This is a genomic window from Actinoalloteichus caeruleus (assembly GCF_049311605.1).
Taxonomy (GTDB): Bacteria; Actinomycetota; Actinomycetes; order Mycobacteriales; family Pseudonocardiaceae; genus Actinoalloteichus_B; species Actinoalloteichus_B caeruleus.
Genome location: NZ_CP186005.1, coordinates 760,434 through 786,520 on the forward strand (window position 1 = coordinate 760,434; position 26,087 = coordinate 786,520).

A 26,087-nucleotide genomic window follows, 5' to 3' on the forward strand; every position below is an offset into this window, starting at 1 on the left:
GGTCCGGCCCCGTGTGCCACCCGAGGGTGGCACCGACCGGTGGCCCCTGCCGGTGCAGCCCGCGGCCGGTCCGCCTGGGACTGACGTTGGCTTCGTATCGAGGACGACATCGTGCTCCGCTACATCATCCGCAGAATCCTCATATCGATCCCCATCCTCGGGATCGGTTCCTTCCTGGCCTACCTGCTGGTGTCCGCGGCCGGTAACCCCATCGGCGAGTACCGGGCCACCCCCGGTGTCACCGAGGAGGACGTCCAGAACCTGATGATCGAGCTGGGGCTCGACCGTCCGATCTGGGCCCGGTACTGGGACTGGCTCACTGGTTTCCTCACCGGGGACTGGGGCGAGAGCCTCGCCCTCGGCTCGGCCAAGGCCGACGTCTACGAGGAGGTCATGCGCGCGTTCAGCGTGACCTTCCGACTCGTCATCGGCGCCGAGATCCTCGCGATCGTCCTGGGTGTCGCCATCGGCGTGCTCGCCGCGGTGCGCCAGTACACGATCTTCGACTACGTGGCGACCACCACCGCCTTCGTCATGTTCTCCATGCCGCTGTTCTGCGTGGCGATCGTGCTGAAGATGTACGGCATCCGCTTCAACGACCTGTTGGTGTCGATGGGCGGTGAGCGGTGGATCCGCACGATCCCACCGGCCCAGGGGTTCCAGGGGTCCTTCTTCGAGCAGTTCAGCCAGTACGTGGGCGTCTACCTCCTCCCCACCCTGAGCCTGATGCTCATCAGCTTCGCCGCCTACAGCCGTTTCCAGCGCGCCTCCATGCTGGAGACGCTGAGCTCCGACTACGTCCGCACCGCGCGGGCGAAGGGGCTCCGCCCGTCCCGGGTCATCTTCCGGCACGCCTTCCGCAACGCGCTCATCCCGGTGACCACGATGGTCTCCCTGAACTTCAGCGCGGTGCTCGGCGGCGCGATCATGACCGAGATGGTCTTCGGCTGGCGGGGCATGGGCAGTCTGCTGGTCGACGCGGTCGGCCAGAAGGACCCGCCGATGCTCATGGGCTGGCTGATGGTCACCGCCGTGCTGACAGTCGCATTCAACCTGGTCGCCGACATCGTGTACGGCTTCCTGGACCCGAGGATTCGCCTTGGCTGACACAGTGACGAAGACGACGCCGGACGACCCGGACACGACGCCACGGGCGGGTCACGAGTTCGACACCGAGGCGCGCAAGCAGTGGAAGATCGTGCTGCGGCGCTTCCTCCGGCACCGGATGGCGATGATCAGCCTCAGCGTGCTGGTGCTGATCGTGCTCGCGGCCATCGTGCTGCCCTGGTTCCTCCAGTACGACCACACCTACACCGGCGGCGGGCGCTACGAGGACCCCGGGCCCGACCACCCGCTCGGCACCGACAACCTCGGCCGGGACATGCTGGCGATGCTCGTGCGGGGAACCCAGTTCTCGCTGCTCATCGCCGTGGTCGTCGCCGCGATGGCCACCGTGATCGGGGTGACCCTCGGCGCGGTCGCCGGACTGCTCGGCGGTTGGGTGGACACGCTGTTCATGCGGCTGGTCGACCTCTGGCTGATCATCCCGCAGCTGGCCCTGGTGGCCCTGGCCGCGAGCGCCTTCGGCAGCAGCTGGTACCTGGTGGCGATCGCGCTGGGCCTGTTCAGCTGGATGTCGGTGGCCAGGATCAACCGGGGGCTCACCCTGTCGTTGGCGAACCAGGAGTTCGTCGAGGCGGCCAGGGCGATGGGCGCGAGCAACACCCGGATCGTGGTCAAGCACATCCTGCCCAACCTGACCGGAGTCATCACGGTCAACGCGACCCTCGCGGTGGCGACGGCCGTGCTCGCCGAGGCGGCGCTGTCGTTCATCGGCCTCGGGGTCAACATCCCCGACACCTCGCTGGGCCTGATCATCAACAACAACTACGCCCAGCTGGAGCTGCGGCCGTGGCTGTTCTGGGCGCCGTTCCTGGTGATCGTGCTGATCTCGCTGACCGTGAACTTCATCGGCGACGGCATCCGGGATGCCTTCGACCCGAAGCAGACGAAGGTGCGTGCCTGATGACGACGACAGCAGGTGACCTGCTCACCGTCGACAACCTGACGGTCGAGTTCCCGACCGACGACGGGGTGGTCCGCGCGGTCCGAGGTGTGTCCTTCACCCTGCGCCAGGGCGAGGTGCTGGGCGTCGTCGGCGAGTCCGGGTCGGGCAAGTCGGTGTCCTCGATGGCCGTGATGGGCCTGCTGCCGCGGAGCGCCCGCATCGGCGGGTCCATCCGGTTCCGCGACACCGAGATCGTCGGTCTCGGCCAGCGGCAGCTGGAGAAGCTGCGCGGCAACGACATCGCGATGATCTTCCAGGACCCGATGACCTCGCTGAACCCGGTGTACACCGTGGGCTGGCAGTTGTCGGAGGCCTACCGGGCCCACCACAAGGTGTCCAAGAAGGTCGCCTGGGCCAAGGCGGTGGAGTCCCTCGAACTGGTCGGCATCCCGCAGCCGGACCGGCGGGCGTCCCAGTTCCCCCACGAGTTCTCCGGCGGGATGCGGCAGCGGGTGGTGATCGCGATGGCGATCATCAACGATCCGACGCTGATCATCGCGGACGAGCCGACCACCGCGCTGGACGTGACCGTGCAGGCCCAGGTGCTGGAGACGCTGCTGCGCATCCGGGACGAGACCTCGGCCGCCATCATGATCATCACGCACGACCTCGGCGTGGTGGCCGGGATGGCCGACCGGGTCCAGGTGATGTACGGCGGGACCGTGGTCGAGTCGGGCCAGGTGGACGCCGTGTTCGAACGGCCGAGGATGCCCTACACGGTGGGCCTGCTGGGCTCCATCCCGCACCCCGACCTGCTCGGCAAGCGGCTGACCCCGATCAAGGGCGCGCCGCCGTCGCTGATGAACCTGCCGCCGGGGTGCGCCTTCGCGCCCCGCTGCCCGCTGGCCGGACCGGAGTGCGACGAGGCCGAGCCGGAGCTGGTGGCGGTCGGCGTGTCCGGGCACACCAGCCGGTGCCTGAAGTGGGACGAGCTCGGGGGCGGGGACGACAGCCGGGACCTGTTCGAGCACGAGGAGATCGGGTCCGTGGAGAACCCGGCCTCGCTCACCCAGGCGGATCCGGAACTCGCCGTCGTCGAGGACGCGGCCGAGGTCGAGCAGCGCATGGCCCGCGAGGAGGGCAGCACCCCATGACCACCGCGAAGACGTCCCCCTCGGACACCGCACCAGCCGGGGCCGACACCGGCCAGCCACTGCTCGAGGTCAACGACCTGGTGAAGAGCTTCCCCGTGCGGGGGAAGGGGATCATCCCCCGCACCGTCGGCCAGGTGCAGGCGGTCGCCGGCATCTCCTTCGACCTGCGCGCCGGGGAGACCCTCGGACTGGTCGGGGAGTCCGGCTGCGGCAAGTCCACCACCGGCCGGGCCATCCTCCAGCTGCACCGGCCGACCTCCGGGTCGGTGCGGTTCGAGGGCAGGGAACTGGTCGGTCAGACGGCCCGCCAGCTGCGGGCGGTCCGCCGGGACATGCAGATCGTGTTCCAGGATCCCTACGCCTCGCTGAACCCGCGCTGGACCGTGAACTCCGTGGTCCGGGAACCGCTGGAGATCCACCACTCCTCCTGGGGTGACAAGAGGATCCAGAGCAAGGTGAACAACCTGCTGGAGCTGGTGGGGCTCAACCCGGAGCACCGCAACCGGTTCCCGCACGAGTTCTCCGGCGGTCAGCGGCAGCGCATCGGCATCGCGCGGGCACTGGCCCTGGAACCCAAACTGCTGGTGCTCGACGAACCGGTCTCCGCGCTGGACGTGTCCGTGCAGGCCGGCGTCGTCAACCTGCTGGAGGAACTCCAGCAGCGGCTGAACCTCGCCTACCTGTTCGTCGCGCACGACCTGTCCATCGTGCGGCACATCTCACACCGCATCGCCGTGATGTACCTGGGCAAGATCGTGGAGATCGGCACCCGGGACGAGGTGTACGGGCGCGCCACCCACCCGTACACGCAGGCGTTGCTCTCCGCCGCGCCGCTGCCCGACCCGAAGGCGGAACGGGAACGCCAGCGGATCGTCCTGACCGGTGACGTCCCCAGCCCGGTCAACCCGCCCTCGGGCTGCCGGTTCCGCACCCGCTGCTGGAAGGCCCAGGACATCTGCGCCAGCGAGGAGCCGAAGCTGGAGGCACGGGGCGAGGACGGGCACCTGTCCGCCTGCCACTTCCCCGAGGTCCGGCCCCGGGAGAGCTGAACCGGGCCCCGGCCCGACGTCCCCGCTGGCTCCGGGCACGTCGGGCGGGGGTGCGGCGGCGGTGTCGACCCGGCCCACCACGGGTCCCGAGGTGCCCCGTCGCCGCACGGCGGTCGACACGTTCCTTAGGCTGGCTCGGTGACGACTGCCCCAGTGCCCCGCCCGACCGCCACACCGCGGTTACTCCTGGTACACGCCCACCCCGATGACGAGAGCATCTGGACCGGGGGAACGATCGCCCGGTACGCGGCGCAGGGGGTCGCGGTCACCGTCGTGACGTGCACCCTCGGCGAGCAGGGCGAGGTCATCCCGGAGGCGCTGCGCGGCCTCGGCCCCGACCACGCCGACCAGCTCGGCGGGTACCGGGTCGGTGAGCTCCGGGCGGCCTGCGCGGTGCTCGGTGTGGACGACCACCGGTTCCTCGGCGGCATCGGCCGGTGGCGGGACTCGGGGATGCTCTGGGACGCACCCGGCTTCGCCACCGCCGCGCCCGACGCGCACCCCCGCGCCTTCGCGCTCGGCGACCTCGCCGAACAGACCGCCGCCCTCGTGGAGGTACTGCGCGAGGTACGCCCCCAGGTGGTCGTCACCTACGGCCCCGACGGGGGGTACGGCCACCCCGACCACGTCCGGGCGCACGACGTCACCATGTCGGCCACGGCACAGGTGCCCGAGGTCCTCCGCGTCTTCCACGTCGTCAACGCGGCGAGCGCCGTCAAGGAGGGGCTCGCCGAGATCGCCGCCCTCGGCGACGCCCACCCCTACCAGGTGCCCGCCGTCGGCGAGGTGCCCTCGACCCCCGACGACGAGGTGGACTCGGTGGTCGACGTGGCCGAGCACGTCCCGGCGAAGCTCGACGCGATGCGCGCGCACGCCACCCAGGTCCAGGTGTGGCACGGCGGCGGGGGCGAGGCCGTCTACGCCCTGTCCAACGACATCGCCCAACCGGTGCCGCGGGCCGAGTCCTACGTGCTGGCCAGCGGTAACCTGGCCGGCGCCGCGACGGACCTCTTCGGGGGCCTGCCGGGCGGTCGGGGGGAGGTCAGCCGATGAAGACGGTGCCTGACTGGCTCCTGCTCGCCATGCTGGTGCTCGACGCCGTGGTCCTCGCGCTGCTCGCCCTGTTCTTCCTGCCGTTCCGGATCGGTGTCGTCCCGGTGCCCTTCACCGCGGTCCTGGCTGGCGTCACCAACGTGCTGCTGGTGCTCGGCGCGGGGCGGATCTCGGGGCGGATGCGGGTGGCCGGAGCCCCGCTGTTCGCCTGGGTGCTGGTGGTCATCGTGTTCGGGGTCAGTGGGCCAGGCGGCGACGTCGTGCTCATGGGCGACTGGCGGGGTCTCCTCCTGCTGGCGCTGGGCGCGCTGCCGCCCGCGATGGTGCTGGGCACGCTCAGCGGGCGGTACCGGGCGTCGACCAGGGCGTCGCGCGGCGGGGCCGCCGGCGCGCCCGCCCGCCGCTGATCCGATCGGGCGGAGGAGCCTCAGCCCGGGGACCAGTACCGGTAGCGGTGGTGTTCGGCGCAGCCCAACCCCTCGTACAGGCGGCGGGCCGCGCGGTTGCCCTCGGTGACCTGGAGCACGCAGTGCTCCGCGCCTCGGTCGGCCGCCCAGCCGGCGAGCGCCCCGACCAGCGCTCGGGCCAGACCCGTCCGGCGGTGCTCCGGCCGGACCGCGAGGCGGGCGACGTGCAGCCAGCGGTTTCCCCGGGCCCCGACCACCTGGCCCCGCACCGCGGCGACGGGCACGCCGTCCACCGTGGACGCGCCGAACCCGACGACGTGGTCCCCCCGACGGGCGGGCGCGAGCACCGCTCGTTCCGCCGCCCCCGGGGCGCCGGTGCCCGCGGTCAGCTCCCACCAGGCCGGGCCGGGTGGGGCGAGGTGCACGCGGTGGGCCGGACCGGCCGCCGGCGGACCGGTCACCCCGACGGCGTGGCTCCGGCCGCCACCGACCGAGACCAACCGAGACGGGACGCCCTCGGGCCGGGGTGGCGCGCCGCTCGTCCGCGCTCCACCCGCCAGCGCGGCGAGTGGTCCGCTGAGCACCAGCGTCTCCGAGTCGTGGTCGGGACGCCATCCGAGCGCCCGCAGTCCGGCCTCGACGGGATCGCCCAGCACCACCTGGGCGCGGGGCACGATCCCGTGGGTCCCGGCGAACGCCAGCAGCAGGGGGGCCACCCGGGACACCTCCGCCGCCTCCGCGCCGGGCATCCCCGAGTTCGCCCGCAGGGTGAACCCGGCGGCGGCGCGGAACCGCCACCCCAGGACGCGCTCCTCGGTCACCGCCGGCCAGGCGTCGGCGCAGAGCTCCTCGACGACACGTTCACGCACCGACGCATCCTGTCGCGGCGCCTCCGCGCGTGGAAGGCGATATGGGACGGCTCACGCCGAACAGCGGCCGCGGGCACCCCCGGTGGGGCCGAGCCGGAAACGGGAGGAGTGGACTCCGAGGGGGGTAGGGCACCAGGGTGGACGGCGAGAGATACTGGAGCGGCCGTGCGTCGAAGGTCCGCACGGGCGACTGGACGATGAGCAGGAGAGCCGCCGTGACCTACGTCATCGCTGAGCCGTGCGTGGATGTCCTCGACAAGGCATGCATCGAGGAGTGCCCAGTGGACTGCATCTACGAGGGCGACCGGATGCTGTACATCCACCCGGACGAGTGCGTGGACTGCGGGGCGTGCGAGCCGGTCTGCCCCGTCGAGGCGATCTACTACGAGGACGACGTCCCCGACCAGTGGTCGGCCTACACCAAGGCGAACGTCGACTTCTTCGACAAGCTCGGCTCGCCTGGCGGCGCGGCCAAGGTCGGCAAGGTCAGCGACGACCCCGCATGGATCGCGCAGCTGCCCCCGCAGGGGGAATGAGCGGGTGAGCACCAGTCGGACCGGTGGTCGTCGGCTGCCCGACTTCCCGTGGGACTCGCTGCGCGCGTCGCGGGAGCGCGCCGCCGCGCACCAGGACGGCCTTGTGGACCTGTCGGTGGGCACCCCGGTCGACCCGGTCGCGCCGGAACTGCGGGCCGCGTTGGCCTCGGTGTCCGACCAGGGCGGGTACCCGACCACCCACGGCACCCGCGAACTCCGGGAGGCCGTCGTGGCGGGCCTGGCCCGTCGACACGGCGTGGTGGCCGTGCCCACCGACGCGGTGCTGCCGACGATCGGTTCCAAGGAGCTCGTCGCCTGGTTGCCGACGCTGCTGGGCCTCGGGCCCGGAGACGTCGTCGCGATCCCCGAACTCGCCTACCCCACCTACGAGGTGGGCGCGCGACTGGCGGGAGCGGACGTCGTCCGCCTCGCCGACGGGGAAAGCCCACCACCCGGGACGCGTCTGGTCTGGCTGAACTCCCCGTCCAACCCGACGGGGCGCGTCCTGGGGGCGGCGGCGCTGGCCGATGCGGTCGCCACCGCGAGGGAGCTCGGGGCCGTCGTCGCCTCCGACGAGTGCTACCTGGCCTTGGGTTGGGACACCGAGCCCGTGTCCGTGCTGCACCCGGACGTGCTCGCCGCCTCGGGGGTGGGCGACTCCCTGTCCGGCCTGCTCGCGGTGCACTCCCTGTCGAAGTCCTCCAACTTCGCCGGCTACCGGGCCGGTTTCCTCGCCGGGGACCCGACGTTGGTCGCCGAGGTCCTGGAGGTGCGCAAGCACGCGGGGATGATCGTGCCCCGGCCGGTGCAGGCGGCGATCACGGCGGCGATGTCGGACGACCGGCACCTCGACGAGCAGCGGGCCAGGTACGCGGCACGGCGGGACGTCCTGCTACCGGCGCTGCGCGCGGCGGGGTTCGCCGTCGAGCACTCCGAGGCCGGCCTGTACCTGTGGGCCTCGCGGGGTGAGGACGCGTGGAGGACCGTGGCCTGGTTCGCCGACCGGGGGATCCTGGTCGCTCCGGGCGACTTCTACGGGCCGGCGGGCCGGAACCACGTCAGGGTCGCGCTGACCGCCTCCGACGAACGGATCCGTGCCGGCGCGGCCCGCCTCTGACGAGGGCGGCCCGCGCGCACCCGGCGGCCGGAGGCGCGCCTCGGCGACGACCGGTGGGCGCCGGTCGGCTCCGCCGCGCGGGACCGGACCCGGCCTCGCCGTGCTCCCGCGGCCGACGAGGCATGTCGGCGAACCGGTTCGCCGAGCGGCTGGACACGGGGCACCCGGGCCGACGGGCGGTGGGAGCGGCCGGCGCGGCCCCCGAGGGTGAGCGCCGGGACCGGGGTGAGCGGCGGCTTGGGTGAGCGGCCGGGTCGCGCTCGGACGCCGGGGCGCGGCCGTCCGGCCACCGCCCCGGCGTCGACGGCGGGGAGCCGTCAGTCGTTCGCGTGCAGGATGCTGTTCAGCTCCACCGCGGCACCCTCCCGGGGGCGGACCTCGACGGCACCGGTGGTCGAGTTCCGGCGGAACAGCAGCCCGGACCGACCGGAGAGGTCACTGGCCCGCACGAGCACCCCGTCGGGCAGGGTGACCTTGGTGCCGGCGGTGACGTACAGCCCGGCCTCGACCACGCAGTCGTCGCCGAGCGAGATCCCGATGCCGGCGTTCGCCCCCACCAGGCAGCGCTCCCCGATGCTGATGACCTCCCGGCCCCCGCCGGAGAGCGTCCCCATCACCGAGGCGCCGCCGCCCAGGTCGGAACCGTCACCCACCACGACACCCGCGGACACCCTGCCCTCGATCATGGAGGAGCCCAGCGTGCCGGCGTTGAAGTTGACGAAGCCCTCGTGCATGACGGTCGTGCCCGGAGACAGGTGCGCGCCGAGGCGCACCCGGTCCGCGTCCCCGATCCGCACGCCCGACGGGACGACGTAGTCGACCATGCGCGGGAACTTGTCCTGGCTGTACACCGTGACCGGCCCCCGGGACCGCAGCCGCAGCCGGGTCGCCTCGAAGCCCTCGACCCGGGCCGGCCCGTGGTTGGTCCACACCACGTTGGCCAGCAGGCCGAACACGCCGTCGAGGTTCAGGCCGTGGGGACGCACGAGGGTCGTCGACAGCAGGTGCAGCCGCAGGTACACGTCGTGCGTGTCGACGGGCGCCTCGCCGAGGGAACCGATGGTGGTCCGGACCGCCTCGACCCGGACGCCGCGCGCCTCGTCGGGGCCGAGCAGGTCGACGGCGGCGGAGCCCAGTTCCTCCCCGCATTCCTGGGCGGTGAGGACCCGCGAACCGACCTCGTCGGTCTCGGCGAGTCTGACGAAGGGGAACCAGGTGTCCAACACGGTCCCGTCGTCGGCGATGGTGGCCAGTCCGACGCCGTGGGCGCCGCTCTCCTGGGAAGTGACGTCACTGCTCACGCCGGCAACGGTAACCCACCGTTGGCACCCCACCCCGGGCGCCGAGGAGGCCGGGCGCGAGTTCGGCGATCCCGGTGCCGGCCTCCCCGTGCCCGTCCCGCGTGCGCCCGGGTGGGTATTGTCCGGTGGCGTGACCGCAGACCTGGACCTCACCGCCGATCCCGTCGAGCTCACCGCGGCCCTCGTCGACGTACCGAGCGTGTCGGGGGAGGAGGCGGCCATCGCGGACGCGGTGGAGACCGCCCTGCGCCGCCAGGCGCCCCACCTGGAGGTCGTGCGCGACGGCGACGCCGTGCTGGCGAGGACGAACCTCGGCCGTCCAGGCCGGGTCGTGCTCGCCGGGCACCTCGACACCGTTCCCGTCAACGACAACCTCCCGCTGCGCCGCACGGGCAGCGGTTCCGACCAGGTGCTCCACGGCTGCGGGACGGTGGACATGAAGGGCGGTGACGCGGTCCTGCTCGGGCTGGCCGCCGGGTGCGTGTCGCCCCGGCTGGACCTCACCTTCGTCTTCTACGACTGCGAGGAGGTCGACGCCAGCCGGAACGGGTTGACCAGGATCGAACGGGAGCTCCCCGACTGGCTGGACGGTGACCTCGCCATCGTCGCCGAGCCCTCGAACGCGGTGATCGAGGCGGGCTGCCAGGGCACCATCCGGGTCGAGGTCAGCACCACGGGTCGACGCGCCCACACGGCCCGCGCGTGGATGGGGGAGAACGCCATCCACGGTGCGGGCGAGATCCTCCGCAGGCTGGCCGAGTACGAGCCCAGGAGGGTGGACATCGACGGCTGCGAGTACCGCGAGGGTCTCCAGGCGGTGTCGGTGAGCGGCGGTGTCGCCGGCAACGTCGTGCCGGACAGCTGCGTCGTCGCCGTCAACCACCGGTTCGCCCCCGACCGTTCGGTCGCCGAGGCCGAGGAGCACCTGCGGAAGGTCTTCGACGGCTTCGGTGTCCGGGTGGTGGACCGCGCCGGCGGCGCGCTGCCCGGCCTGGGGGCACCGGCGGCCCGGGAACTGGTCGAGGCGGCCGGAGGTACCCCGGTGGCGAAGCTGGGGTGGACCGACGTCGCCAGGTTCGCCGCCAGGGGAATGCCCGCCGTCAACTTCGGTCCCGGCGACCCGACGCTGGCGCACACCAGGGAGGAACACGTGCGGGCCGCCGACATCACCCGGTGCGCGGACGTGCTCGGGCGTTTCCTGGCCTGACGCGCGTCCCACCGCGCACCGGGGTCCGTCGGGGATGTCGACGTGCTGGTCGTCCGCGTTCGTCCGGCCCGGCCCCACCATCGGCGTTCCGCCGATGGTGGGGCATCCGCTCCCCGACAGGTCGAACCGCCCGGTTCCCGACCGGGTTTCCGTAGGGTGACCAGCATGAGCACGGAGAACGCGTCCGCCCCTGGCAACGGCACACAACCGGCTGAGCTCGCCCAGACGCAGCAGGGTCCCGTCGTCGTGCGACGGACGCGCGGCAGGGAGACGACGACGACCGACCAGCGGTTGTTGGACTCCCGGGGTCCGTCGGACTGGGTGCACACCGACCCGTGGCGGGTGCTGCGCATCCAGGCGGAGTTCGTGGAGGGTTTCGGGGCACTCGCGGAGCTGCCCAAGGCGGTCACCGTGTTCGGTTCGGCGCGGACCGCGCGGGACGACCCGGAGTACGCGGTGGGTCGGTCCGTGGGAGCGGCGCTGGCGGACGCGGGGTTCGCCGTCATCACCGGTGGCGGTCCCGGCGCGATGGAGGCGGTGAACCGGGGTTGTTCCGAGGCGGGCGGCTACTCGGTCGGGTTGGGGATCGAACTCCCCTTCGAACAGGGCCTGAACCCGTGGGTGGACCTCGGGGTCAACTTCCGTTACTTCTTCGCCCGCAAGACGATGTTCGTCAAGTACTCGCAGGCCTTCATCGGGCTCCCCGGGGGTTTCGGCACCCTCGACGAGCTGTTCGAGGCGCTGACGTTGGTCCAGACGAAGAAGGTCACCAAGTTCCCGGTGGTCCTGTTCGGACGCCGCTACTGGCAGGGCCTCTACGACTGGCTCCGCGACTCGGTGCAGGGCGGCGGCAAGATCGGGGTCCCCGATCTCGCGCTGCTCCACCTGACCGACGACATCGACGACGCCGTCCGGGTGGTCGAGGAGGCGTACCAGGCATGGGAGGAGACCCACTGACCGGCGCGGTCACTCCCGACGACGACGACGGGGACGGGCGGCGGGGCGGCGTCCCGCCCCCGTGGCACGATCATGCCGTGCGGTTACGGCTCGGCTCTCGGGAGATGCACGGCGACCGGCCCCTGGTCATGGCGATCGTCAACCGGACCAGGGACTCCTTCTACGACCGAGGGGCGACGTTCGCGGAGCCGGCGGCGATGGCCGCCGTCGACCGCGCGGTCGACGAGGGCGCCGACATCGTCGACATCGGAGGTGTCCGCGCCGGTGCCCAGGGGGAGCGGGTCGACGTGGCGGAGGAGACCGCCAGGGTCGTGCCGTTCGTGCGAGCGGTGCGGGAGCGGTACCCGGACCTGGCGATCAGCGTGGACACCTGGCGCCACGAGGTGGCCGAGGAGGTGTGCCGGGCCGGGGCCGACCTGCTCAACGACACGTGGGCGGGTGCGGACCCCCGGCTGGCCGAGGTCGCGGCGGAGTTCGGCGTCGGGGTGGTCTGCTCGCACACCGGCGGTCTGGCTCCGAGGACGGATCCCCACCGGGTGCGCTACGCGGACGTGGTGGGGGAGGTCGCGGCGGAACTGGCCGTTCGGGCCGAGTCGTTGGCCCGGGCCGGGGTCCCGAGGGAGGGGATCCTCATCGACCCCACCCACGACTTCGGGAAGAACACCTGGCACGGCCTCGCGCTGCTGCGTGGGCTGGACCGGCTGGTGGGAACCGGCTGGCCGGTGTTGATGGCGCTGTCGAACAAGGACTTCATCGGCGAGACCCTGGACGCGGCGACCGAGGACAGGGTGGACGGCACCCTGGCCGCCACGGCGGTGGCCGCCTGGCAGGGCGCCGCCGTCTTCCGCGCGCACGAGGTGGCCCGCACCAGGAAAGTACTGGAGATGACGGCGTCGATCAGGGGGACCCGTCCTCCCGCGAGCGTGCTGCGGGCCCTGCGCTGAGCGGGGCCGGCACCGGCGAGGGGCCGAGGAGGCCCCTGCCCTCCGGTGCTCGCGCCAGTCAGGCGCGGTGCCGGTGACGCCGCGTTCCCGTGTCTCGCGGACCCCCTGGCGTGCTTCACTCGAAGTAGTTACAGAACGTCCGAGAAATTCCTTCTTTCGGGGGAAAGTCCGGGGTGGGTGGCGGTGGCGGTGGACCGCGGCCACCTGGTCGGTGGGCGTCGCGGGCCGGGGGAGTCACGCCCCCGCTGGCCCGGTCGTGGCCACCGTCGCCCGGACGGACCCGCGGGTACCGCTGTATGGGTAGCGTAGCTACCGGCCACGCAGCGCTACGCATTAGACTTCTCACTGTGAAGTCGGACGCACTCCGTGGACATCTGGACGCGTTGCTGCTCGCCACCCTCGATGGTCGGCAGCTCCACGGTTACGCGATCATCGAGGCGTTGCAGCTGCGCAGCGGAGGTGCCCTCGACCTGCCCACCGGCACCGTGTACCCGGCGCTGCGACGGTTGGAGAGGGCCGGGTGCGTACGCAGCGCCTGGAGCACGGTGGCGGGGCGCAAGCGCCGCACCTACCGGCTGACCTCGACGGGAGAGCGCGCGTTGACCGCCGAGCGGGCCGCCTGGCGCGAGTTCACCGCCGCGATCGAGGGGGTCCTCAGTTCCGAGTCGAAGGCCGCCCGCGCCTGACCCGGCAGCCCGTCACCCGAGGGCCGAGCGCGCCGCCACCCGGCGAGACCGCCCCGGCTCGTGCCACGATGTGGTGCCGTGACCACTCTGTTTGTCTACTTCCTGATCGTGGCGATGGTGGCCGCCGTGGTCTTCCTGCTGGCTTCCCTGGTCTTCGGCCGAGGTGAGGAACTCGCCCCGCTGCCGCCCGGTGTCACGCCGACCACGCTGCCGGAGCGGGCTCCGACCGGCTCCGACGTCCGGGCGCTGCGGTTCCAACAGGCGGTCCGCGGGTACCGCATGACCGAGGTGGACTGGGCGCTGGCGGAGGTGGCGGACGAGCTGGACCGCCTGCGCGCGCGGGTCGCCGGACTGGAGGCGCGCCTCGCGCGGTGCGAGGACCTCCGGCGGGAACCGGAACCCGTGGAGGGGCAGCGCGCCGATCGGGGCGGCCAGCAGCGGGAACCGGGAACGGAAGAGGGAGGCGACGCCAGATGAACACGGCCACGGTACGGGAGAGCGTGGACATCGAGGCCGCAGCCGAGGTCGTGTGGTCGGTGGTCACCGACTGGCCCCGGCAGCGGGAGTGGATGCTCGGCACCGAGGTGCACCTGGTATCGGGTGACGGGCGCGGGGTCGGCTCCCGCATGGTCGCCTTCACCGGGGTCGCGGGCCTGGGCGCGCTGGACTCGATGGAGATCACCGAGTGGTCCCCGCCCCACCGCTGCGTCGTCCGGCACACCGGGCGGCTCGTGCGCGGCGACGGCATCTTCGAGGTCGTGGCGCGGGGACCGGCGGCGTCGACCTTCCTCTGGAGCGAACGGCTGGTCCTGCCCTTCGGTCAGGTCGGCCGGTTCGGGTGGCCGGTCGTGCGACCCGGGTTCGCCTGGGGCCTGCGTCGTTCGGGCCAGCGGTTGGCCGAGTTGTGCCGGCGGGAGGCTGGCTGAACGGCGGCATGGCCGGTGGGCTCCGGTCCGAGCCGGTCCGCCCGGCCGGAGCCCCGCCGACGGTCAGTTCCCGGTGAACCGGGGCGGGCGCTTGCCCACGAACGCCTCCACGGCTTCCCGGTGGTCGGCGCTGCCCCCCGCCTCGTGCTGGAGGCGGGCCTCGTTCGCCAGCGCGTCCGGGAGGGAGCTGGCCGCCCCCAGCCGCAGCGCCTCCTTGAGCGCCGCGAAGGACGCGGTCGGGCCGGTCGCCATCCTGGCCGCCAGCTCCTGGGCGGCCCCCAGGGCCGTGCCGTCCGGCACCAGCCGGTTGACCAGCCCGACAGCCAGGGCCTCCTCGGCGCCGACCGGCTGGGCCAGCAGCATCATCTCCATCGCCCTGCCGTACCCGATGAGCCTTGGCAACGTCCACGACGCCCCGGAGTCGGCGGAGAGCCCCACGTTCGCGAAGGCCATCAGGAACCTGGCCGACCGGTCGGCGATGCGGAGGTCCGCGGCGCAGGCCAGCGATGCCCCCGCGCCCGCCGCGGCCCCGTTCACCGCCGCGATCACGGGTTTCGGCATACCGGTGATCGTCTCGATCAGCGGGTTGTAGTGGCGCTCCACCGTGGTTGAGGACGAGCCGTCCCCCCGCTGGAGGGCCTCGACGTGTTCCTTGAGGTCCTGACCGGCGCAGAACGCGTCCCCCGAGCCGCTGATGACGACCGCGCGGATGGAGCTGTCCTGGGACGCCGCCCGTAACGAACCGAGCAGGGACTCCTTCAACTCCAGGGTCAGCGAGTTGAACGCCGCCGGCCGGTTGAGCAGCAGGGTGCGCACTCCGGCGGCGTCGTCGACCAGCAGGACCGGTTCTGAGCTCTCAGCGGACATGCGGTGCCTTCCTGTTCGTGTCCCTGTTCGTGTCGCTGTCGCGGGAGGGGGAGCGAGGACGCCGTCACGGGGTGGGGAGCGCCGGCGGCGGAGCGGCCAGGCACCTCTCGACGTAGCGGTCGGCCGCCGGGGCGAACCGGGCCGTCTCGCCGTCGAAGAACTCGGCCGCCCGGTGGCCGGTCCAGTCGGCCGGGAGCAGGGCCGGCGGCAGCCCCGGGTCCCGGAAGAGGAACTTGCGCCAGTCGTGCAACAGCCGCTGGGAGGCGGCGAAGGCCGCCGGTTCCCGTGACTCGTCGACCGCCGCCGCCAGGGGCCGCCACCGCGCCACGAACGCCGCGTAGTCGCGGGAGAGCCCCACCAGGTCCCAGGCCCTGCCGGCCAGGTCACGGTCGGAGCCCTGGTGGGCGGCGAGGAACGCGTGGGCTGTGAGGTCCTCACCGGTGAGCAGGTCCGGGAGTTCCGGTGACGGGCGGGGCGCGACCCACACCAGTGGTTCCACCTCGCCGTAGCCGAGCAACCCGAGCGAGGCGGCGATCCGCTCCCGCCGGTGGCGGTCCGACACGCCGGTGAGCACCAGGAGATGCCAGTTCCCGTCCCACGACCAGTCGCGGGTGCGGTAGATCCTCCCGGCGGCCTCGTCCAGCCGCCGTTCCGCCTTCGGCGTCAGCGCGTAACCCGGACCGGACGGTAAGCGTGTTGGCCGCAGCCACCCCTGCCTGACGGTGCGGGACACCGCCGTTCGCACGGCGGGACCGGCGAAACCGAGGGGTTCCATCAACCTGACCAGCGCGGCGATCGTGACAGCTCCGCCCCGGCGGCGGAGGTGTCCGCCGAAGAGGTCGAAGATCGCCGAGCGTGCCCGCACGACGCCTGAGTCTGGCACCTTCGGGCCCGCCCTACCAGCACCTGTGGATCAGCGCACGCGACACGAAGAGACCGGTTCGGTTTCACCGGTCGCCGCCGATAGGGGAGAATGACCCGGTCACCGGCGGACGGTGCGGTACGTCAGGTGGAAGATGTTGATGGAGGGAGCACGCTATGGCGGCCATGAAGCCCCGGACCGGCGACGGTCCCCTCGAGGTGACGAAGGAGGGACGCGGGATCGTCATGCGCGTTCCGCTCGAGGGTGGTGGGCGCCTCGTCGTCGAGATGTCGGCGGAGGAGGCCAGTGACCTGGGCGACGCGCTGAAGGCCGCTACGGGCTGACGTCGCGGCTGAGGCTCGGTGGGTCCACCCACCCGCCGCGACGCCCGAGTACGCGAGTCGGGCCCCGGTAAAGCTCCACGACCGGGGCCCTCGGCATCTCCCGGCCCGGGAGGCTGGCACCAGCCAGGTCCACCCGCGCCCCACCGCCGACCAGCTCGCCACCGCAGGAGTAGACGACACCCGCGTCACGAGGAGATCTCCCGTTGTCCGTTTCCCCTCCGTCCACCCCGGACCTCACCGGCCGGTTCCCCACTCCCTCGCCCACCGTCGTCCTCGAGGGCGATGACCGCGACCGGTCGACCGCGATCGCCGCGTTCGTCGTCGGCGCCGACGACGCGGAGTCGGTACGCCTGCCGGACCTGCCCGGAACGTACCAGGGCGTCCGGCACTGGCTCACCACCGCCGGTTTCACCGGGAAGGCGGGCTCCATCCAGCTGGTTCCCGCCGACCCCGAACCGGCGTGGGTCGTGGGCGTGGGTGCGGGAACGGCCTCGGACTGGCGGCGGGCCGGCGCCGTCCTCGCCCGTGCGGTCCGCGACCGCCGGGCGGCGGAACCCGAGCAACCGGTCGCCGACCAGGTGACCGCCCTGCTCCCGGAGGAGACCGACGGCGACGCGGTCGTCGCCCTGGCCACCGGGCTGCTGCTCGGCGGCTACCGGTTCAGGGTGAGCGCGGACGAGCCCCGTCTGACCCCGCCGACCTTCCTCGTTCGCCCCCCGGCCGCCCTCGACCCGGTGGCCACCGGGGAGGCACTCGCCGAGGCGAGCGTCCTGGCGGAGGCCACCTCGGTGGCCAGGGATCTCGCGAACACACCCTCCAACGTGAAGGACCCGGCCTGGTTGGCCGACTCGGCCGCGCTGCTCGCCGAGGACGTCCCCGGTCTTGACGTGACCGTTCGGGACGAGACCTGGTTGCGCGACCGGGGCTTCGGCGGCGTGCTCGCCGTCGGCGGGGGGTCCCGACGCCCACCCAGGCTCGTCGAACTCTCCTGGCGGCCCTCGGACAGCGGCACCGGTCCGCACCTCGTGCTGGTGGGGAAGGGAATCACCTTCGACACCGGTGGGCTGTCCCTGAAACCGGCCGAGGGCATGCACCTCATGCGGACGGACATGGCCGGCGGTGGTGCCGTGATCGCGGCGGTGCGTGCCGTGGCCCGGCTCGGCCTCCCCATCCGGGTGACCGGGCTGGTGCCCTGCGCCGAGAACCACGTCTCGGGATCGTCGTACCGGCCGGGGGACGTGGTGCGCCACTACGGCGGCACCACCACCGAGATCACCAACACCGACGCCGAGGGCCGCCTGGTCCTGGCCGACGCCCTCGCCTACGCGGTTCGCGACCTCGGCGCCGACGTGCTGGTGGATGTCGCCACCCTGACCGGCGCGATGAAGGTCTCGCTCGGTCTGCGCACCGGCGGGGTCCTCACCGACGACGACGAACTCGCCCGCGAGCTGGTCTCCGTCGGCGAGGCCGTCGGCGAGGCGTGGTGGCGGATGCCGCTCCTCGACGAGTACGCCTCCGAGGTCACGGGGGAGATCGGGGACGTGCGCCAGTGCCCGCCGGGGCCCGGTGGCATCACCGCGGCCCTCTTCCTGCGGGAGTTCACCGGCGCGACGCGGTGGGCGCACCTCGACGTGGCCGGTCCCGCCCGGTCAGACCGCGACTACGCGGAGGTGACCACGGGAGCGAGCGGCTTCGCGGCGCGGACGCTGGTCGGCCTCGCCCGGGACCGCGCCCGGCGCTGATCGTCGACCTGACCGCTCCACCGATCACCCGGTGTCCGACGACCGGTTCCCCGTCATCCTGTTGTGGCGCTGGTCACTTAGCTCGGGTATCACCCGTGGTCGCCGTCCCGGGTGCCTAGAGTCACCCGGGACGTGAAAAGGGTTGCCCGGGTGCCACTGGTCCACTCAGGACGGCGTGGCCCCCGTTCGCCGGGGTCTCGGCGGCGGGCCGGGACGTGTGAGTGAGAGCGGTCAGGTGACGACGACGACCCCGCGCGCGAAGTACGCGATCTGGTTCACCCTGGCGATGGTCGCCGTCTCCGTCGGGGTGCTCGTGTACCAGCTGTTCCTCGTCTACGTCCCGACGGTGTTCGGGCGGGACACGCTGCGGGCCGTCCGCTCCCAGGAGAGCGTCGCCTACCAGGACACCGGCGAGGAACAGCGCTTCGGCATGGAGTTCCTGGACTGGGACGGCGGCGAACTGCTGCTCACCGCCGACAGGTCCGAGGCGGGGACCCTCACCCAGTGTTCCGTTCGGGGCGCCGACGGCGCCTGGGAGACGGTGCGCCTCACCTACGCCAGGGAGTACGGCGACCTCGCCTGGCGGGGGACGCCCCAGGTGGCCGCCCCGGGCGAACTGCACTGCTCGGACAACGAGCGGGCCCAGGTGCGGGTGTACTCGGAGGACGTCGAGCGGGCCGGTGAGGTGCTGTCCCGGGGCTGGACCTGGCGGGTCGGTCTCCTGGTGGTCCTCCCCCTGCTCGCGGCGGTGCTCGCGCACGTGGTGGCCGGGGCGCTGTCCCGGCGGCGCGGGGCGAACTGAGCCGACCCCCACCGCCGGGTCCGCGGCGGCACCGGGCGGAACGCGGCGCGGGTACCCGTGCCGCTCCGTCCGCTCCGGGGCACGGACCGGGTTCCGGGGTCCCCGCGCGATCTCCCGTGGAGGGCACCGCGGGGCGGCGCGGCGCGTCCGACCCAGACCGCCGAATTCGAGGAGGAATTGGATGAGCGAGCAGTTCCAGGTCGATGTCGACTCGCTGGAGGGCTACGCGCGGAGCCTGGACGACCTCCAGGGCGCCTTCGACGCGCTCCGCGAGTACGCCGTGCGGTACGGCTGCGACAAGTCCGGCTTCACCGGTCTGCTCGCGCTGCTGCACCCGGGCGTCGACCTGGTCGGCACCCTGTTCGGCGAGACGTTGAACTTCGGGCAGGACCGGCTCGGCGGCACCGCGGACGGAATCCGGAGGAACGCGGAGGTCTACGCCGCCGCTGACCAGGCCGTCCAGGACCGCATGGTCAAGATCATGGAACAGGCGAACCGGGTCATCTGACCGCCACTCGGAGCAGCTTTCGCACTACTGGGGGAATCGCACCATGAGCTACCAGGACGCCAGCGCGCTGGCCGCACTCTCGTCACCACCCGAGCCCGTCGACCCCGGCGAGTCGATCGAGCAGATGGTCCGGGACGCCGGCTGGCGCGTCTACGGCGTGGACTGGGCCTTCCAACAGGTGACCGGTCAGAGCATCGTCGAGGGCGTGATCATGCCGATCACGGGCGACTTCGGCAAGATCGCCACCAACGGCGAGGCGTGGAACAAGGTCGCCGACGGCGTCAGCGAGCTCCGCCAGGCGTTGAACGACAACGTGGAGGTCGTCCGGCAGGAGTGGGACGGCGAGGCCGCGGTCTCCCACGAGACGTTCATCAAGGTCGTCTGGGGCGGGGGACTGCTCGTCGAACAGGGCGTCGCCAAGCTGATCGGCATGGCGTTCGCCCAGACCGCCGAGGGGTCGAAGGCGCTCGCCAAACAGGCCCTGCGCCTGCTGGACTGGTTGGTCCAGAAGCTGATCGACGCGATCGCCAAGATCTGGATCCCCGCCTACGGCTGGGTGAAGGCCGCCCAGCTGATCTGGGACGCCTACCAGCTCTACCAGAAGATCATCGCGATCGTCGACTCGATCCAGGCGATCATCGAGAGCGCGCAGGCGATCTTCGAGTCGGTCCAGACGATCGGCTCGAAGCTGGCCGAGATCAAGGACGTCCGGAGCGTGTCCGACGCCGTGGACCTGCTGACCGACATCAGCGACGAGGTGCGGGACATCTCCGGCGAGGTCGGCAACATCCGGGACAACGCCGCGTCGATCCGGGACAACGCCTCCTCGGCGACCAGGGACCTCCGGGACATGAGCCGGGACGCCCGCGACTTCCGGTCCGACTACGACGAGTACCGCGACCGCCGCATCGACGAGCGGGACGGGCGCAGCGGCCTCCAACACGCAGCCGACGACCTGCGCGCCGACCTGCGGCAGGACTACCAGAACGCCAGGGACACGGTCCGGGACGGCTACGAGTCGGGGCGTGACGCGGCCAGGAACGCCTGGGAGAACCCGGGGCAGACGGTGCGCGACGGTGCGTCCTCGGCCTACGGCGCCGCCCGGGACGGTGTCACGGGCTGGGCGCGGGACCAGTACCAGGAGCGGATCGGTCAGCACGTCGACGCCGCCCGCGACGTGGGCAACGCGGCCCGCGAGGGCTGGGACGGGGCGCGCGGCGCCTACGACGCGGTGCGGGACGGCTCGGCGTGGAACGCGGCGAGGGACGGCGCCTCCACGGCGTGGAACGCCACGCAGTCGGCGATCAGCGACCCGGGCGGCGCTGTGCGGTCGGCGGGCGAGCAGGCGTGGAACGCTGTGCCGGAGGGGGAACGCGCCAACCTCAGCGAGGCCGGGCGGAACTTCCGGGATCTCGGTCGCGACGAGTGGCAGCGGTTCCGGGGGCGCGACGAGCCCACTGGCTCCTGAACCTGGCCGGCCCGTGAGGTCGGGCCGGTGCCGAACCCATGACGAAGGACGGTGTGATGACGTCTCCTGGATTCGACCAGGACAGCTGGAAGACCCCGCAGGTTCGTGCCGCCGAGGCGCAGCTGGGCGAGGCGATGGCCAGGAGCCGGGAGCTGATCAGGGAGTTGGAGCGGCTCCAGCCACCGGCTCCGCCTCAGGTCACCGAGGCCGATGTCCGCCAGATGGAGGAGGCGGCGAAGCGGGTCGACGCCGATCCCGCGATGCGGGCGCTCCAGACCAGGGTGGAGGCCGGAACGCTGAGTTGGCGGGACGTCCTGGAGGGCCGGGCTTACGACGATCCGGACGTGCGCCTGGCGTTGGAGAGCCAGATGACCGAGATGCGGGACATCTTCCAGCAGTTCGAGGAGGGCCACACCCTCGACGACGTGATCGAGGCCCGCCGGCAGGCGGAGAGCGGTGGCGAGGACGGTGACGGGGGCTTCCTGCGCTGACCGGTGGACCGGCGGCCTCGCCTCGGCGGCACGAGCGGGGGGACCGTCCCCACCGGGACCCCCGTCACCGCGTCCCCCGGCTCAGGGCGAAGTCCCGGAACTCGCGGACGGCGGGGGACAGCGGGCGGCCCGCCGCCCAGACCAGCCCGACGGTACGTCGTGCCGCGGGGCTGAGCGGGACCTCGACGACCCCGGCGGGAGGCCCGCCGTCGGCCCGCGGGACCAGCGCGATCCCCAGTTCGGCCGCCACCAGGCCGAGCAGGGTCACCGTCTCCTGCCCCTCGAAGGCCAGCCGGGGGCGGAAGCCCGCGGCCGCGCACAACTCGTCGGTGATGGCCCGCAGCCCGAAACCGGGTTCCAGGCCGACGAAGTCCTCCCCGGCCAGCTCACCGATCCGCACCCGACGCCGCCCGGCCAGCGGGTGGCGCTCGGGGACGGCGGCGACCAACGGCTGGTGGAACAGCACGGACGACGTCAGGCCTGGGTCCCCGGTCGGCGTCGGCGAGGTCAGGCCGAGGTCCACGGCTCCCTCCCGCAGGCGGTCGAGGATGGTTTCGTGGGGCGCCTGGGCCAGGCTGAACCGCACTGAGGGGCGGCGAGCCCGGAACCCCCGCAACAGCTCGGGTACCGGGCGTCCACCGAACGTGTGCAGGAAGGCGAGCGCGACCAGCCCCCGCTCCTCGTCGGTGTCGGCCAGCGCGCGACGGCAACCGGCCTCCAGGGCCGCCAGGGCGTGGCCCGCCGACTCGGCCAGCGCCTGCCCCGCCCTGCTGAGCCGGATCCCGCGCCCCGCCCGAACCACCACCGGGGTGCCCAGTTCCTCCCCGAGGCGGGCGAGCCACCGGCTCACCGTGGGTTGGGGGACACGCAACCGTTCAGCCACCCGGGTGATGTGTTGTTCCTCGGCCAGGGCGCGGAGCAGCGCCAGCCGGGGAGCCAGGCCGCTGGCCAGCCGTGCTGGCCCATCATCCACCATCGCATCAATGTAGGCCGTTCCAGTCATTGGACGAATGAGTGTTGGCTTCCTAGCGTCTCCGGGGTGGGCAGGACGCGGGACTCGTCGTCGGCAGCGGAGCCTCCGACCACGCGGTCCGACGAGGGAGAGCGACGACGGGTCGCGGTGGCGATGCTGGCGGCCGGCCTGGCGGTGTTCGCGTTGCTCTACAGCGCGCAACCGGTCCTTCCCCAGCTCGCCGAGGAGTACGGCCTGGGGCCGGGCGGGGCGTCGCTGGCGGTGTCCGCGGCGACCGCGGGCCTGGCCGTCGCCGTCCTCCCGCTGGCGCTGGCGTCGGAGCGGTTCGGTCGCCGACCGGTGATGGTCGCGGCGGTCGTCGCCGCCGTCGTGATCGGTTTCCTCGTGCCGCTGGCCCCCACCTTCGAGCTGCTGGTGGCGGCCAGGGCGGCGCAGGGGATGGCGATCGCCGGTCTCCCGGCCGCCGCCACCGCCTACCTCGCCGAGCGCGGCCGGGGACGGGGGCTCGGCGCGATGATCGGCCTCTACATCGCCGGCAACACCCTTGGGGGAATGGCCGGGCGGGTGGTGGCCGGCGTCCTGGCGGGGCTCAGCGACTGGCGGACCGGTGTCGCCGTGGTGACGCTGCTGGCCGCCGCCTGCGCGACCGTCTTCGTCCTGCTGCTGCCCCGCCAAGGTGTTCCCACCCGGCCGGCCAGGACCGGTGGGCGCGTGCTGGCGGCGGGGGTGGTCGCGGCGCTGGGAAGGCGGGAGCTGTACGGGCCCTACCTGGTGGCCGCCCTCGGGATGGGCGGCTTCGTCGCGCTGTACAACGTCGTCGGTTTCCGGCTGTCGGCGCCTCCGTTCCTGGTCGCCCCGGCGGTCGCCTCGCTGGTGTTCCTGGCCTACGCGGCCGGCAGCGTGAGTTCGCCCGTCGCCGGGCGCCTGGCCGACAGGTTCGGGCCGAGGAGGGTGCTCGGGGGCACGCTCGGGGTGACCGTGGCCGGAACCCTGCTCACCCTGTCCGGGCACCTGCTGGTGGTCGTCGTGGGCCTGGTGGTGCTGACCGCCGGGTTCTTCGCCTCCCACGCGACCGCGAACGGGTGGTTGGGTCGCCGGTCGGCGGACTGGGCGCGCGGCCAGGCCGCGGCCGTCTACTGGCTGTCGTACTACCTGGGCAGCAGCGTCGGCGGGACCCTCGGCGGTCTGGCCTACGGGGCCTGGGGCTGGCCCGGGACGGTGGCGGTGGTGTGCCCGTGGTTCCTCGTCGCGGCGCTGGGCGTGGCGGTCCTCGGCCGGGCGGGGGAGCCGCCGCCGGGGCCACCCCCGGCGGCACCGGGCAGCGGCGAGGACGCTACTGGACGTCCCGCTTCGCCGCGATGAGCAGGCCCTCGCCGAACGGCAGCAGGAACGGGACCAGACGGGGGTCAACCCGGATCACCTCGGTCAACTGCCGCAACCCGGCGTGTTCCTCCTGGGTGCCCCCCGCGGCGGCGATCCGCAGCAGGTTCCCGAAGGCGAGCACTCCCCCGTCACGCAGCAGCCGCAGCCCCTCCTCCAGGTAGCTCGCGTAGTCCACCCAGCCCGACTCGACGAAGACCAGGTCGTAGCCCCCGTCCGTCAGCCGGGGCAGCACGTCCAGGCCCCGCCCGGTGATCAGGCGGGCGCGCCCGGCGGCCACACCCGCCTCGGCCAGCGCCTTCCGCGCCGCCCGCTGGTTCTCCGGGTCGAAGTCGATCGAGGTGAGCACTCCCTCACCCAACATGCCCCGCAACAGCCACAGCCCGCTGACACCGGCCCCGGACCCCACCTCGACGACCGCCCTGGCACGCAGGGACGAGGCCAGGAACCGCAGCGCCGCCCCGCTCCCGGGGCTGATCGGCTCGCACCCGAGCGCCACCCCGCGAGCCCGCGCGGCCGCCAGCACCTCGTCCTCCGCGAGGTAGTCCGCGACGAAGTCCTGCACCACGCTGAGGTCGGCCGCCGGAGTTTCGGGTGTCACAAGCAAGGAGGTTAGCGCCGCACCGCCCTGGCGGAACCCGAAGCGCCCCCTTATTCTCAGTGCCTGACCCGATCGCCGAGCCGCGCTTTCCGCCCGCCGGTCACGGACCGCCCGCGCGGAGTACACGGCGTCTCCGCCAGTCGCCGGGGCGCGCTCCGACCCGCGGTTCCCCCGGGACGGTGTCCCACCCGCCGACGCGGGTACCCCATTCTCAGGGTCCTCTCAGCCTGTTCTCACCACCGCCTCATCCCGGTTCGAGAGGGTGAAGCCGCCAGCGAAGACGGTGGTGTCCCGCGAGGCGCGGGAACAACACGGGACGCGTGAGCGTTCCCCTATGGCAGTTAGCCCGTAGGAGGTGTCCTGCACACGATGCCTACCCAGCCGATGACCGCAGTTCCCCATGACACGGCGAGCGCATCCTCCGACGGGGTGGAGGCCGCCGGTTGGACGCCGCCGAGCTGGGACGAAGTAGTGCGGCAACACGCCGATCGGGTGTATCGCCTGGCGTTCAGGCTCAGCGGTAACCCGCACGACGCGGAGGACCTGACCCAGGAGACCTTCATCCGGGTGTTCAGGTCGCTCGCCTCGTACAAGCCGGGCACCTTCGAGGGGTGGCTGCACCGCATCACCACGAACCTGTTCCTCGACATGGTCCGCCGTCGTGCGCGACTGCGGATGGAGGGCCTGCCCGAGGACACCGACCGGCTCCCGGGCAGCGGCCCCAGCCCCGAGGAGGTGTTCGCGAACACCCACCTCGATCCCGACCTCCAGGCGGCGCTCGACGAACTCCCCCCGGAGTTCAGGGCCGCCGTGGTGCTGTGTGACGTGGAAGGTCTTTCGTACGAGGAGATCGGCGCCACGCTCGGGGTGAAGCTGGGTACGGTTCGGAGCAGGATTCACCGTGGCCGGCAGGCGCTCAAGGCGGCACTCGAGCGTCGCCGAGCCGGCGCCCTGGAGGACTCCGCATGACTGAACGGCACGGTCTGCTGCCCGAACACTGCCTCGCCGTGGACGCGGTGGTCGCGCTGGTGGACGGCGAACTGACCCCCGGCGCGCACGACCGTGCCATGAGCCACCTCGCCGGGTGCGTGCGCTGCGCCCGCCAGGCGAGCGCGCAACGCCAGGCGAGGGCCGCGCTGCGTTCCGCCGCCGCTCCCACCATGCCGGCGGGCCTGCTGGAGAGCCTGCGCGCCATCCCGCAGAGCGCCCAGCTCCCGACCGGGCCCGACGAACTCGCGGTCACCGCCGACGGCCAGATGGTCGTCGCTCAGCCAGGCGGGCAGGGCGGCAGGTTCGGTGGTGTCCCTCCACTCGGCTCCGGTGCCCCGTTCGGGTCGGGTACCCCGCTCGGGCAGGGCGACACCGTCCTCGGCGCGGGAACCTTCAACGCCGCACCGCCCGGGGCCCAGGCGCCCCGGCGCGCCCGCTCGCCCCGCAGCGGCCGCCGGCTGCGCAACGGGGCCGGCGTCGTCGTCTCGGGTCTCATGCTCGGGGCGGTCATGCTGGCGACGCCGTCCGGAGCCCCCGGTGGTCAGGTGCCGGAGCAGGCCGGAGCCAGGGACGGGCGCGAACCGGTCAGCCAGCCCGCCGGTGCCGCCGGCGGCCGGCCACCCGCTCCCCTGGCGACCACCGTCACCGCCACCGGAGACGCGCCCGTGGTCGGGAGGTCGAGCCCGCCCAGCGCCGGGTCCCGGGCGCCGGGCGCGCACCTGACGCCTTCCGCGCGCGACCACTCCACCCCCTCCAACGTCGACGGGAGCACCACCCCCGCACCGGTCGGTCCCTGACCGCCCCGGGTGGCGCTGGTCACGTCGCCCGCTCCTCGACGCAGGCCA

At 72.8% G+C, this 26,087-nt stretch carries 29 protein-coding genes; 23 read left to right on the forward strand and 6 right to left on the reverse strand.

The window, feature by feature from the left end; all coding sequences use genetic code 11:
* The first annotated feature begins 111 nt into the window (after nt 1-111).
* The 6 genes from ACOJVX_RS03395 to ACOJVX_RS03420 all read left to right on the forward strand — a co-directional run bounded on the left by ACOJVX_RS03395 (nt 112) and on the right by ACOJVX_RS03420 (nt 5,671).
* Nucleotides 112-1,107 (forward strand): ABC transporter permease, encoded by a 996-nt coding sequence (locus tag ACOJVX_RS03395; RefSeq protein ID WP_026417314.1) that lies wholly within the window; start codon nt 112-114, stop codon nt 1,105-1,107.
* Nucleotides 1,100-2,026, forward strand: a complete 927-nt coding sequence (locus tag ACOJVX_RS03400) for an ABC transporter permease (protein WP_245588670.1) — start codon at nt 1,100-1,102, stop codon at nt 2,024-2,026. Before ACOJVX_RS03395 ends, ACOJVX_RS03400 begins: the two co-directional genes overlap by 8 nt.
* Nucleotides 2,026-3,162, forward strand: a complete 1,137-nt coding sequence (locus ACOJVX_RS03405; RefSeq protein ID WP_418155403.1) for an ABC transporter ATP-binding protein — start codon at nt 2,026-2,028, stop codon at nt 3,160-3,162. Before ACOJVX_RS03400 ends, ACOJVX_RS03405 begins: the two co-directional genes overlap by 1 nt.
* Entirely contained in the window at nt 3,159-4,211 is a 1,053-nt protein-coding gene (locus ACOJVX_RS03410; protein ID WP_026417311.1) for an ABC transporter ATP-binding protein, read from the forward strand. The genes ACOJVX_RS03405 and ACOJVX_RS03410 overlap by 4 nt, the downstream gene beginning before the upstream one ends.
* A gap of 138 nt (nt 4,212-4,349) precedes the next feature.
* On the forward strand, nt 4,350-5,264 hold the full coding sequence (mshB, locus tag ACOJVX_RS03415; protein ID WP_418155402.1) for an N-acetyl-1-D-myo-inositol-2-amino-2-deoxy-alpha-D-glucopyranoside deacetylase: 915 nt from the start codon (nt 4,350-4,352) through the stop codon (nt 5,262-5,264).
* Nucleotides 5,261-5,671, forward strand: coding sequence for a hypothetical protein (locus tag ACOJVX_RS03420; RefSeq protein ID WP_026417309.1), 411 nt, complete (start codon nt 5,261-5,263; stop codon nt 5,669-5,671). Before mshB ends, ACOJVX_RS03420 begins: the two co-directional genes overlap by 4 nt.
* Nucleotides 5,672-5,691: 20 nt before the next feature.
* Here ACOJVX_RS03420 and ACOJVX_RS03425 read toward each other — a convergent pair whose 3' ends face one another.
* Nucleotides 5,692-6,540 (reverse strand): GNAT family N-acetyltransferase, encoded by an 849-nt coding sequence (locus tag ACOJVX_RS03425; RefSeq protein WP_422647243.1) that lies wholly within the window; start codon nt 6,538-6,540, stop codon nt 5,692-5,694.
* A 215-nt stretch (nt 6,541-6,755) separates the two neighbouring features.
* Here ACOJVX_RS03425 and fdxA point away from each other — a divergent pair, with 215 nt between their 5' ends.
* Together fdxA and dapC are read left to right on the forward strand one after the other, a co-directional pair.
* The gene (gene fdxA / locus ACOJVX_RS03430) at nt 6,756-7,076 is read left to right on the forward strand and encodes a ferredoxin (protein ID WP_026417307.1); all 321 of its coding nucleotides are present in this window, start codon (nt 6,756-6,758) and stop codon (nt 7,074-7,076) included.
* Between the two features lie 4 nt (nt 7,077-7,080).
* The gene (gene dapC / locus ACOJVX_RS03435) at nt 7,081-8,193 is read left to right on the forward strand and encodes a succinyldiaminopimelate transaminase (RefSeq protein ID WP_026417306.1); all 1,113 of its coding nucleotides are present in this window, start codon (nt 7,081-7,083) and stop codon (nt 8,191-8,193) included.
* A gap of 317 nt (nt 8,194-8,510) precedes the next feature.
* On the opposite strand, the gene dapD is transcribed toward dapC, so the two are convergent.
* The gene (gene dapD / locus ACOJVX_RS03440; protein WP_026417305.1) at nt 8,511-9,494 is read right to left on the reverse strand and encodes a 2,3,4,5-tetrahydropyridine-2,6-dicarboxylate N-succinyltransferase; all 984 of its coding nucleotides are present in this window, start codon (nt 9,492-9,494) and stop codon (nt 8,511-8,513) included.
* Nucleotides 9,495-9,624: 130 nt separating this feature from the next.
* On the opposite strand from dapD, the gene dapE reads away from it, so the two are divergent.
* The 6 genes from dapE (at nt 9,625) to ACOJVX_RS03470 (ending at nt 14,214) form a co-directional block, all read left to right on the forward strand.
* A complete protein-coding gene (dapE, locus tag ACOJVX_RS03445; protein WP_418155398.1) occupies nt 9,625-10,701 on the forward strand; it encodes a succinyl-diaminopimelate desuccinylase in 1,077 nt (358 codons plus the stop codon).
* 165 nt (nt 10,702-10,866) lie between these two features.
* Complete coding sequence (locus ACOJVX_RS03450) at nt 10,867-11,658, forward strand: TIGR00730 family Rossman fold protein (RefSeq protein WP_026417303.1); 792 nt, start codon at nt 10,867-10,869, stop codon at nt 11,656-11,658.
* A gap of 104 nt (nt 11,659-11,762) precedes the next feature.
* On the forward strand, nt 11,763-12,602 hold the full coding sequence (gene folP, locus ACOJVX_RS03455) for a dihydropteroate synthase (RefSeq protein ID WP_418155420.1): 840 nt from the start codon (nt 11,763-11,765) through the stop codon (nt 12,600-12,602).
* A 347-nt stretch (nt 12,603-12,949) separates the two neighbouring features.
* On the forward strand, nt 12,950-13,288 hold the full coding sequence (locus ACOJVX_RS03460; protein ID WP_026066040.1) for a PadR family transcriptional regulator: 339 nt from the start codon (nt 12,950-12,952) through the stop codon (nt 13,286-13,288).
* Between the two features lie 78 nt (nt 13,289-13,366).
* Nucleotides 13,367-13,765, forward strand: a complete 399-nt coding sequence (locus ACOJVX_RS03465; RefSeq protein ID WP_418156090.1) for a DivIVA domain-containing protein — start codon at nt 13,367-13,369, stop codon at nt 13,763-13,765.
* Nucleotides 13,762-14,214, forward strand: coding sequence for an SRPBCC family protein (locus ACOJVX_RS03470; protein ID WP_026417300.1), 453 nt, complete (start codon nt 13,762-13,764; stop codon nt 14,212-14,214). Before ACOJVX_RS03465 ends, ACOJVX_RS03470 begins: the two co-directional genes overlap by 4 nt.
* 63 nt (nt 14,215-14,277) lie before the next feature.
* Here ACOJVX_RS03470 and ACOJVX_RS03475 read toward each other — a convergent pair whose 3' ends face one another.
* Both ACOJVX_RS03475 and ACOJVX_RS03480 read right to left on the reverse strand, forming a co-directional pair.
* A complete protein-coding gene (locus tag ACOJVX_RS03475) occupies nt 14,278-15,081 on the reverse strand; it encodes an enoyl-CoA hydratase-related protein (protein ID WP_026417299.1) in 804 nt (267 codons plus the stop codon).
* Between the two features lie 64 nt (nt 15,082-15,145).
* Nucleotides 15,146-15,946 (reverse strand): PaaX family transcriptional regulator, encoded by an 801-nt coding sequence (locus ACOJVX_RS03480; protein ID WP_418156092.1) that lies wholly within the window; start codon nt 15,944-15,946, stop codon nt 15,146-15,148.
* A 173-nt stretch (nt 15,947-16,119) separates the two neighbouring features.
* Here ACOJVX_RS03480 and ACOJVX_RS03485 point away from each other — a divergent pair, with 173 nt between their 5' ends.
* From ACOJVX_RS03485 to ACOJVX_RS03510, 6 genes are all read left to right on the forward strand, one after another.
* Entirely contained in the window at nt 16,120-16,287 is a 168-nt protein-coding gene (locus ACOJVX_RS03485; protein ID WP_016699112.1) for a DUF3117 domain-containing protein, read from the forward strand.
* Nucleotides 16,288-16,490: 203 nt separating this feature from the next.
* The gene (locus ACOJVX_RS03490; RefSeq protein WP_422647244.1) at nt 16,491-18,029 is read left to right on the forward strand and encodes a leucyl aminopeptidase family protein; all 1,539 of its coding nucleotides are present in this window, start codon (nt 16,491-16,493) and stop codon (nt 18,027-18,029) included.
* A gap of 235 nt (nt 18,030-18,264) precedes the next feature.
* Nucleotides 18,265-18,831, forward strand: coding sequence for a hypothetical protein (locus tag ACOJVX_RS03495; RefSeq protein WP_026417296.1), 567 nt, complete (start codon nt 18,265-18,267; stop codon nt 18,829-18,831).
* 181 nt (nt 18,832-19,012) lie between these two features.
* Complete coding sequence (locus tag ACOJVX_RS03500) at nt 19,013-19,339, forward strand: hypothetical protein (protein ID WP_026417295.1); 327 nt, start codon at nt 19,013-19,015, stop codon at nt 19,337-19,339.
* Nucleotides 19,340-19,382: 43 nt separating this feature from the next.
* Complete coding sequence (locus ACOJVX_RS03505; protein WP_422647245.1) at nt 19,383-20,807, forward strand: hypothetical protein; 1,425 nt, start codon at nt 19,383-19,385, stop codon at nt 20,805-20,807.
* A gap of 56 nt (nt 20,808-20,863) precedes the next feature.
* Nucleotides 20,864-21,298 (forward strand): hypothetical protein, encoded by a 435-nt coding sequence (locus ACOJVX_RS03510; RefSeq protein ID WP_155886019.1) that lies wholly within the window; start codon nt 20,864-20,866, stop codon nt 21,296-21,298.
* A 64-nt stretch (nt 21,299-21,362) separates the two neighbouring features.
* Here ACOJVX_RS03510 and ACOJVX_RS03515 read toward each other — a convergent pair whose 3' ends face one another.
* Nucleotides 21,363-22,274, reverse strand: a complete 912-nt coding sequence (locus tag ACOJVX_RS03515) for a LysR family transcriptional regulator (RefSeq protein WP_418154048.1) — start codon at nt 22,272-22,274, stop codon at nt 21,363-21,365.
* Between the two features lie 63 nt (nt 22,275-22,337).
* On the opposite strand from ACOJVX_RS03515, the gene ACOJVX_RS03520 reads away from it, so the two are divergent.
* Nucleotides 22,338-23,633, forward strand: a complete 1,296-nt coding sequence (locus ACOJVX_RS03520; protein WP_422647246.1) for an MFS transporter — start codon at nt 22,338-22,340, stop codon at nt 23,631-23,633.
* Here the strand turns inward: ACOJVX_RS03520 and ACOJVX_RS03525 are convergent.
* Nucleotides 23,605-24,252 carry an O-methyltransferase gene (locus ACOJVX_RS03525; RefSeq protein ID WP_026417292.1) on the reverse strand — a complete coding sequence of 216 codons (648 nt, stop codon included), beginning with the start codon at nt 24,250-24,252 and terminating at the stop codon, nt 23,605-23,607. The two genes, ACOJVX_RS03520 and ACOJVX_RS03525, sit on opposite strands and share 29 nt — an antisense overlap.
* Nucleotides 24,253-24,636: 384 nt before the next feature.
* On the opposite strand from ACOJVX_RS03525, the gene sigE reads away from it, so the two are divergent.
* A complete protein-coding gene (gene sigE / locus ACOJVX_RS03530; protein ID WP_422647567.1) occupies nt 24,637-25,221 on the forward strand; it encodes an RNA polymerase sigma factor SigE in 585 nt (194 codons plus the stop codon).
* Nucleotides 25,218-26,039 (forward strand): zf-HC2 domain-containing protein, encoded by an 822-nt coding sequence (locus tag ACOJVX_RS03535; protein ID WP_422647247.1) that lies wholly within the window; start codon nt 25,218-25,220, stop codon nt 26,037-26,039. Before sigE ends, ACOJVX_RS03535 begins: the two co-directional genes overlap by 4 nt.
* The last annotated feature ends 48 nt before the right edge of the window (nt 26,040-26,087 follow it).

Bases quoted from the DNA above. Each gene is read 5' to 3' on its own strand.
- ACOJVX_RS03405 (WP_418155403.1), top strand. From the start codon at position 2,026: ATGACGACGACAGCAGGTGACCTGCTCACCGTCGACAACCTGACGGTC.
- ACOJVX_RS03410 (WP_026417311.1), top strand. From the start codon at position 3,159: ATGACCACCGCGAAGACGTCCCCCTCGGACACCGCACCAGCCGGGGCC.
- ACOJVX_RS03420 (WP_026417309.1), top strand. From the start codon at position 5,261: ATGAAGACGGTGCCTGACTGGCTCCTGCTCGCCATGCTGGTGCTCGAC.
- ACOJVX_RS03450 (WP_026417303.1), top strand. From the start codon at position 10,867: ATGAGCACGGAGAACGCGTCCGCCCCTGGCAACGGCACACAACCGGCT.
- folP (WP_418155420.1), top strand. From the start codon at position 11,763: ATGCACGGCGACCGGCCCCTGGTCATGGCGATCGTCAACCGGACCAGG.
- ACOJVX_RS03470 (WP_026417300.1), top strand. From the start codon at position 13,762: ATGAACACGGCCACGGTACGGGAGAGCGTGGACATCGAGGCCGCAGCC.
- ACOJVX_RS03475 (WP_026417299.1), bottom strand. From the start codon at position 15,081: ATGTCCGCTGAGAGCTCAGAACCGGTCCTGCTGGTCGACGACGCCGCC.
- ACOJVX_RS03485 (WP_016699112.1), top strand. From the start codon at position 16,120: ATGGCGGCCATGAAGCCCCGGACCGGCGACGGTCCCCTCGAGGTGACG.
- ACOJVX_RS03500 (WP_026417295.1), top strand. From the start codon at position 19,013: ATGAGCGAGCAGTTCCAGGTCGATGTCGACTCGCTGGAGGGCTACGCG.
- ACOJVX_RS03505 (WP_422647245.1), top strand. From the start codon at position 19,383: ATGAGCTACCAGGACGCCAGCGCGCTGGCCGCACTCTCGTCACCACCC.
- ACOJVX_RS03510 (WP_155886019.1), top strand. From the start codon at position 20,864: ATGACGTCTCCTGGATTCGACCAGGACAGCTGGAAGACCCCGCAGGTT.
- ACOJVX_RS03515 (WP_418154048.1), bottom strand. From the start codon at position 22,274: ATGGTGGATGATGGGCCAGCACGGCTGGCCAGCGGCCTGGCTCCCCGG.
- sigE (WP_422647567.1), top strand. From the start codon at position 24,637: ATGACCGCAGTTCCCCATGACACGGCGAGCGCATCCTCCGACGGGGTG.
- ACOJVX_RS03535 (WP_422647247.1), top strand. From the start codon at position 25,218: ATGACTGAACGGCACGGTCTGCTGCCCGAACACTGCCTCGCCGTGGAC.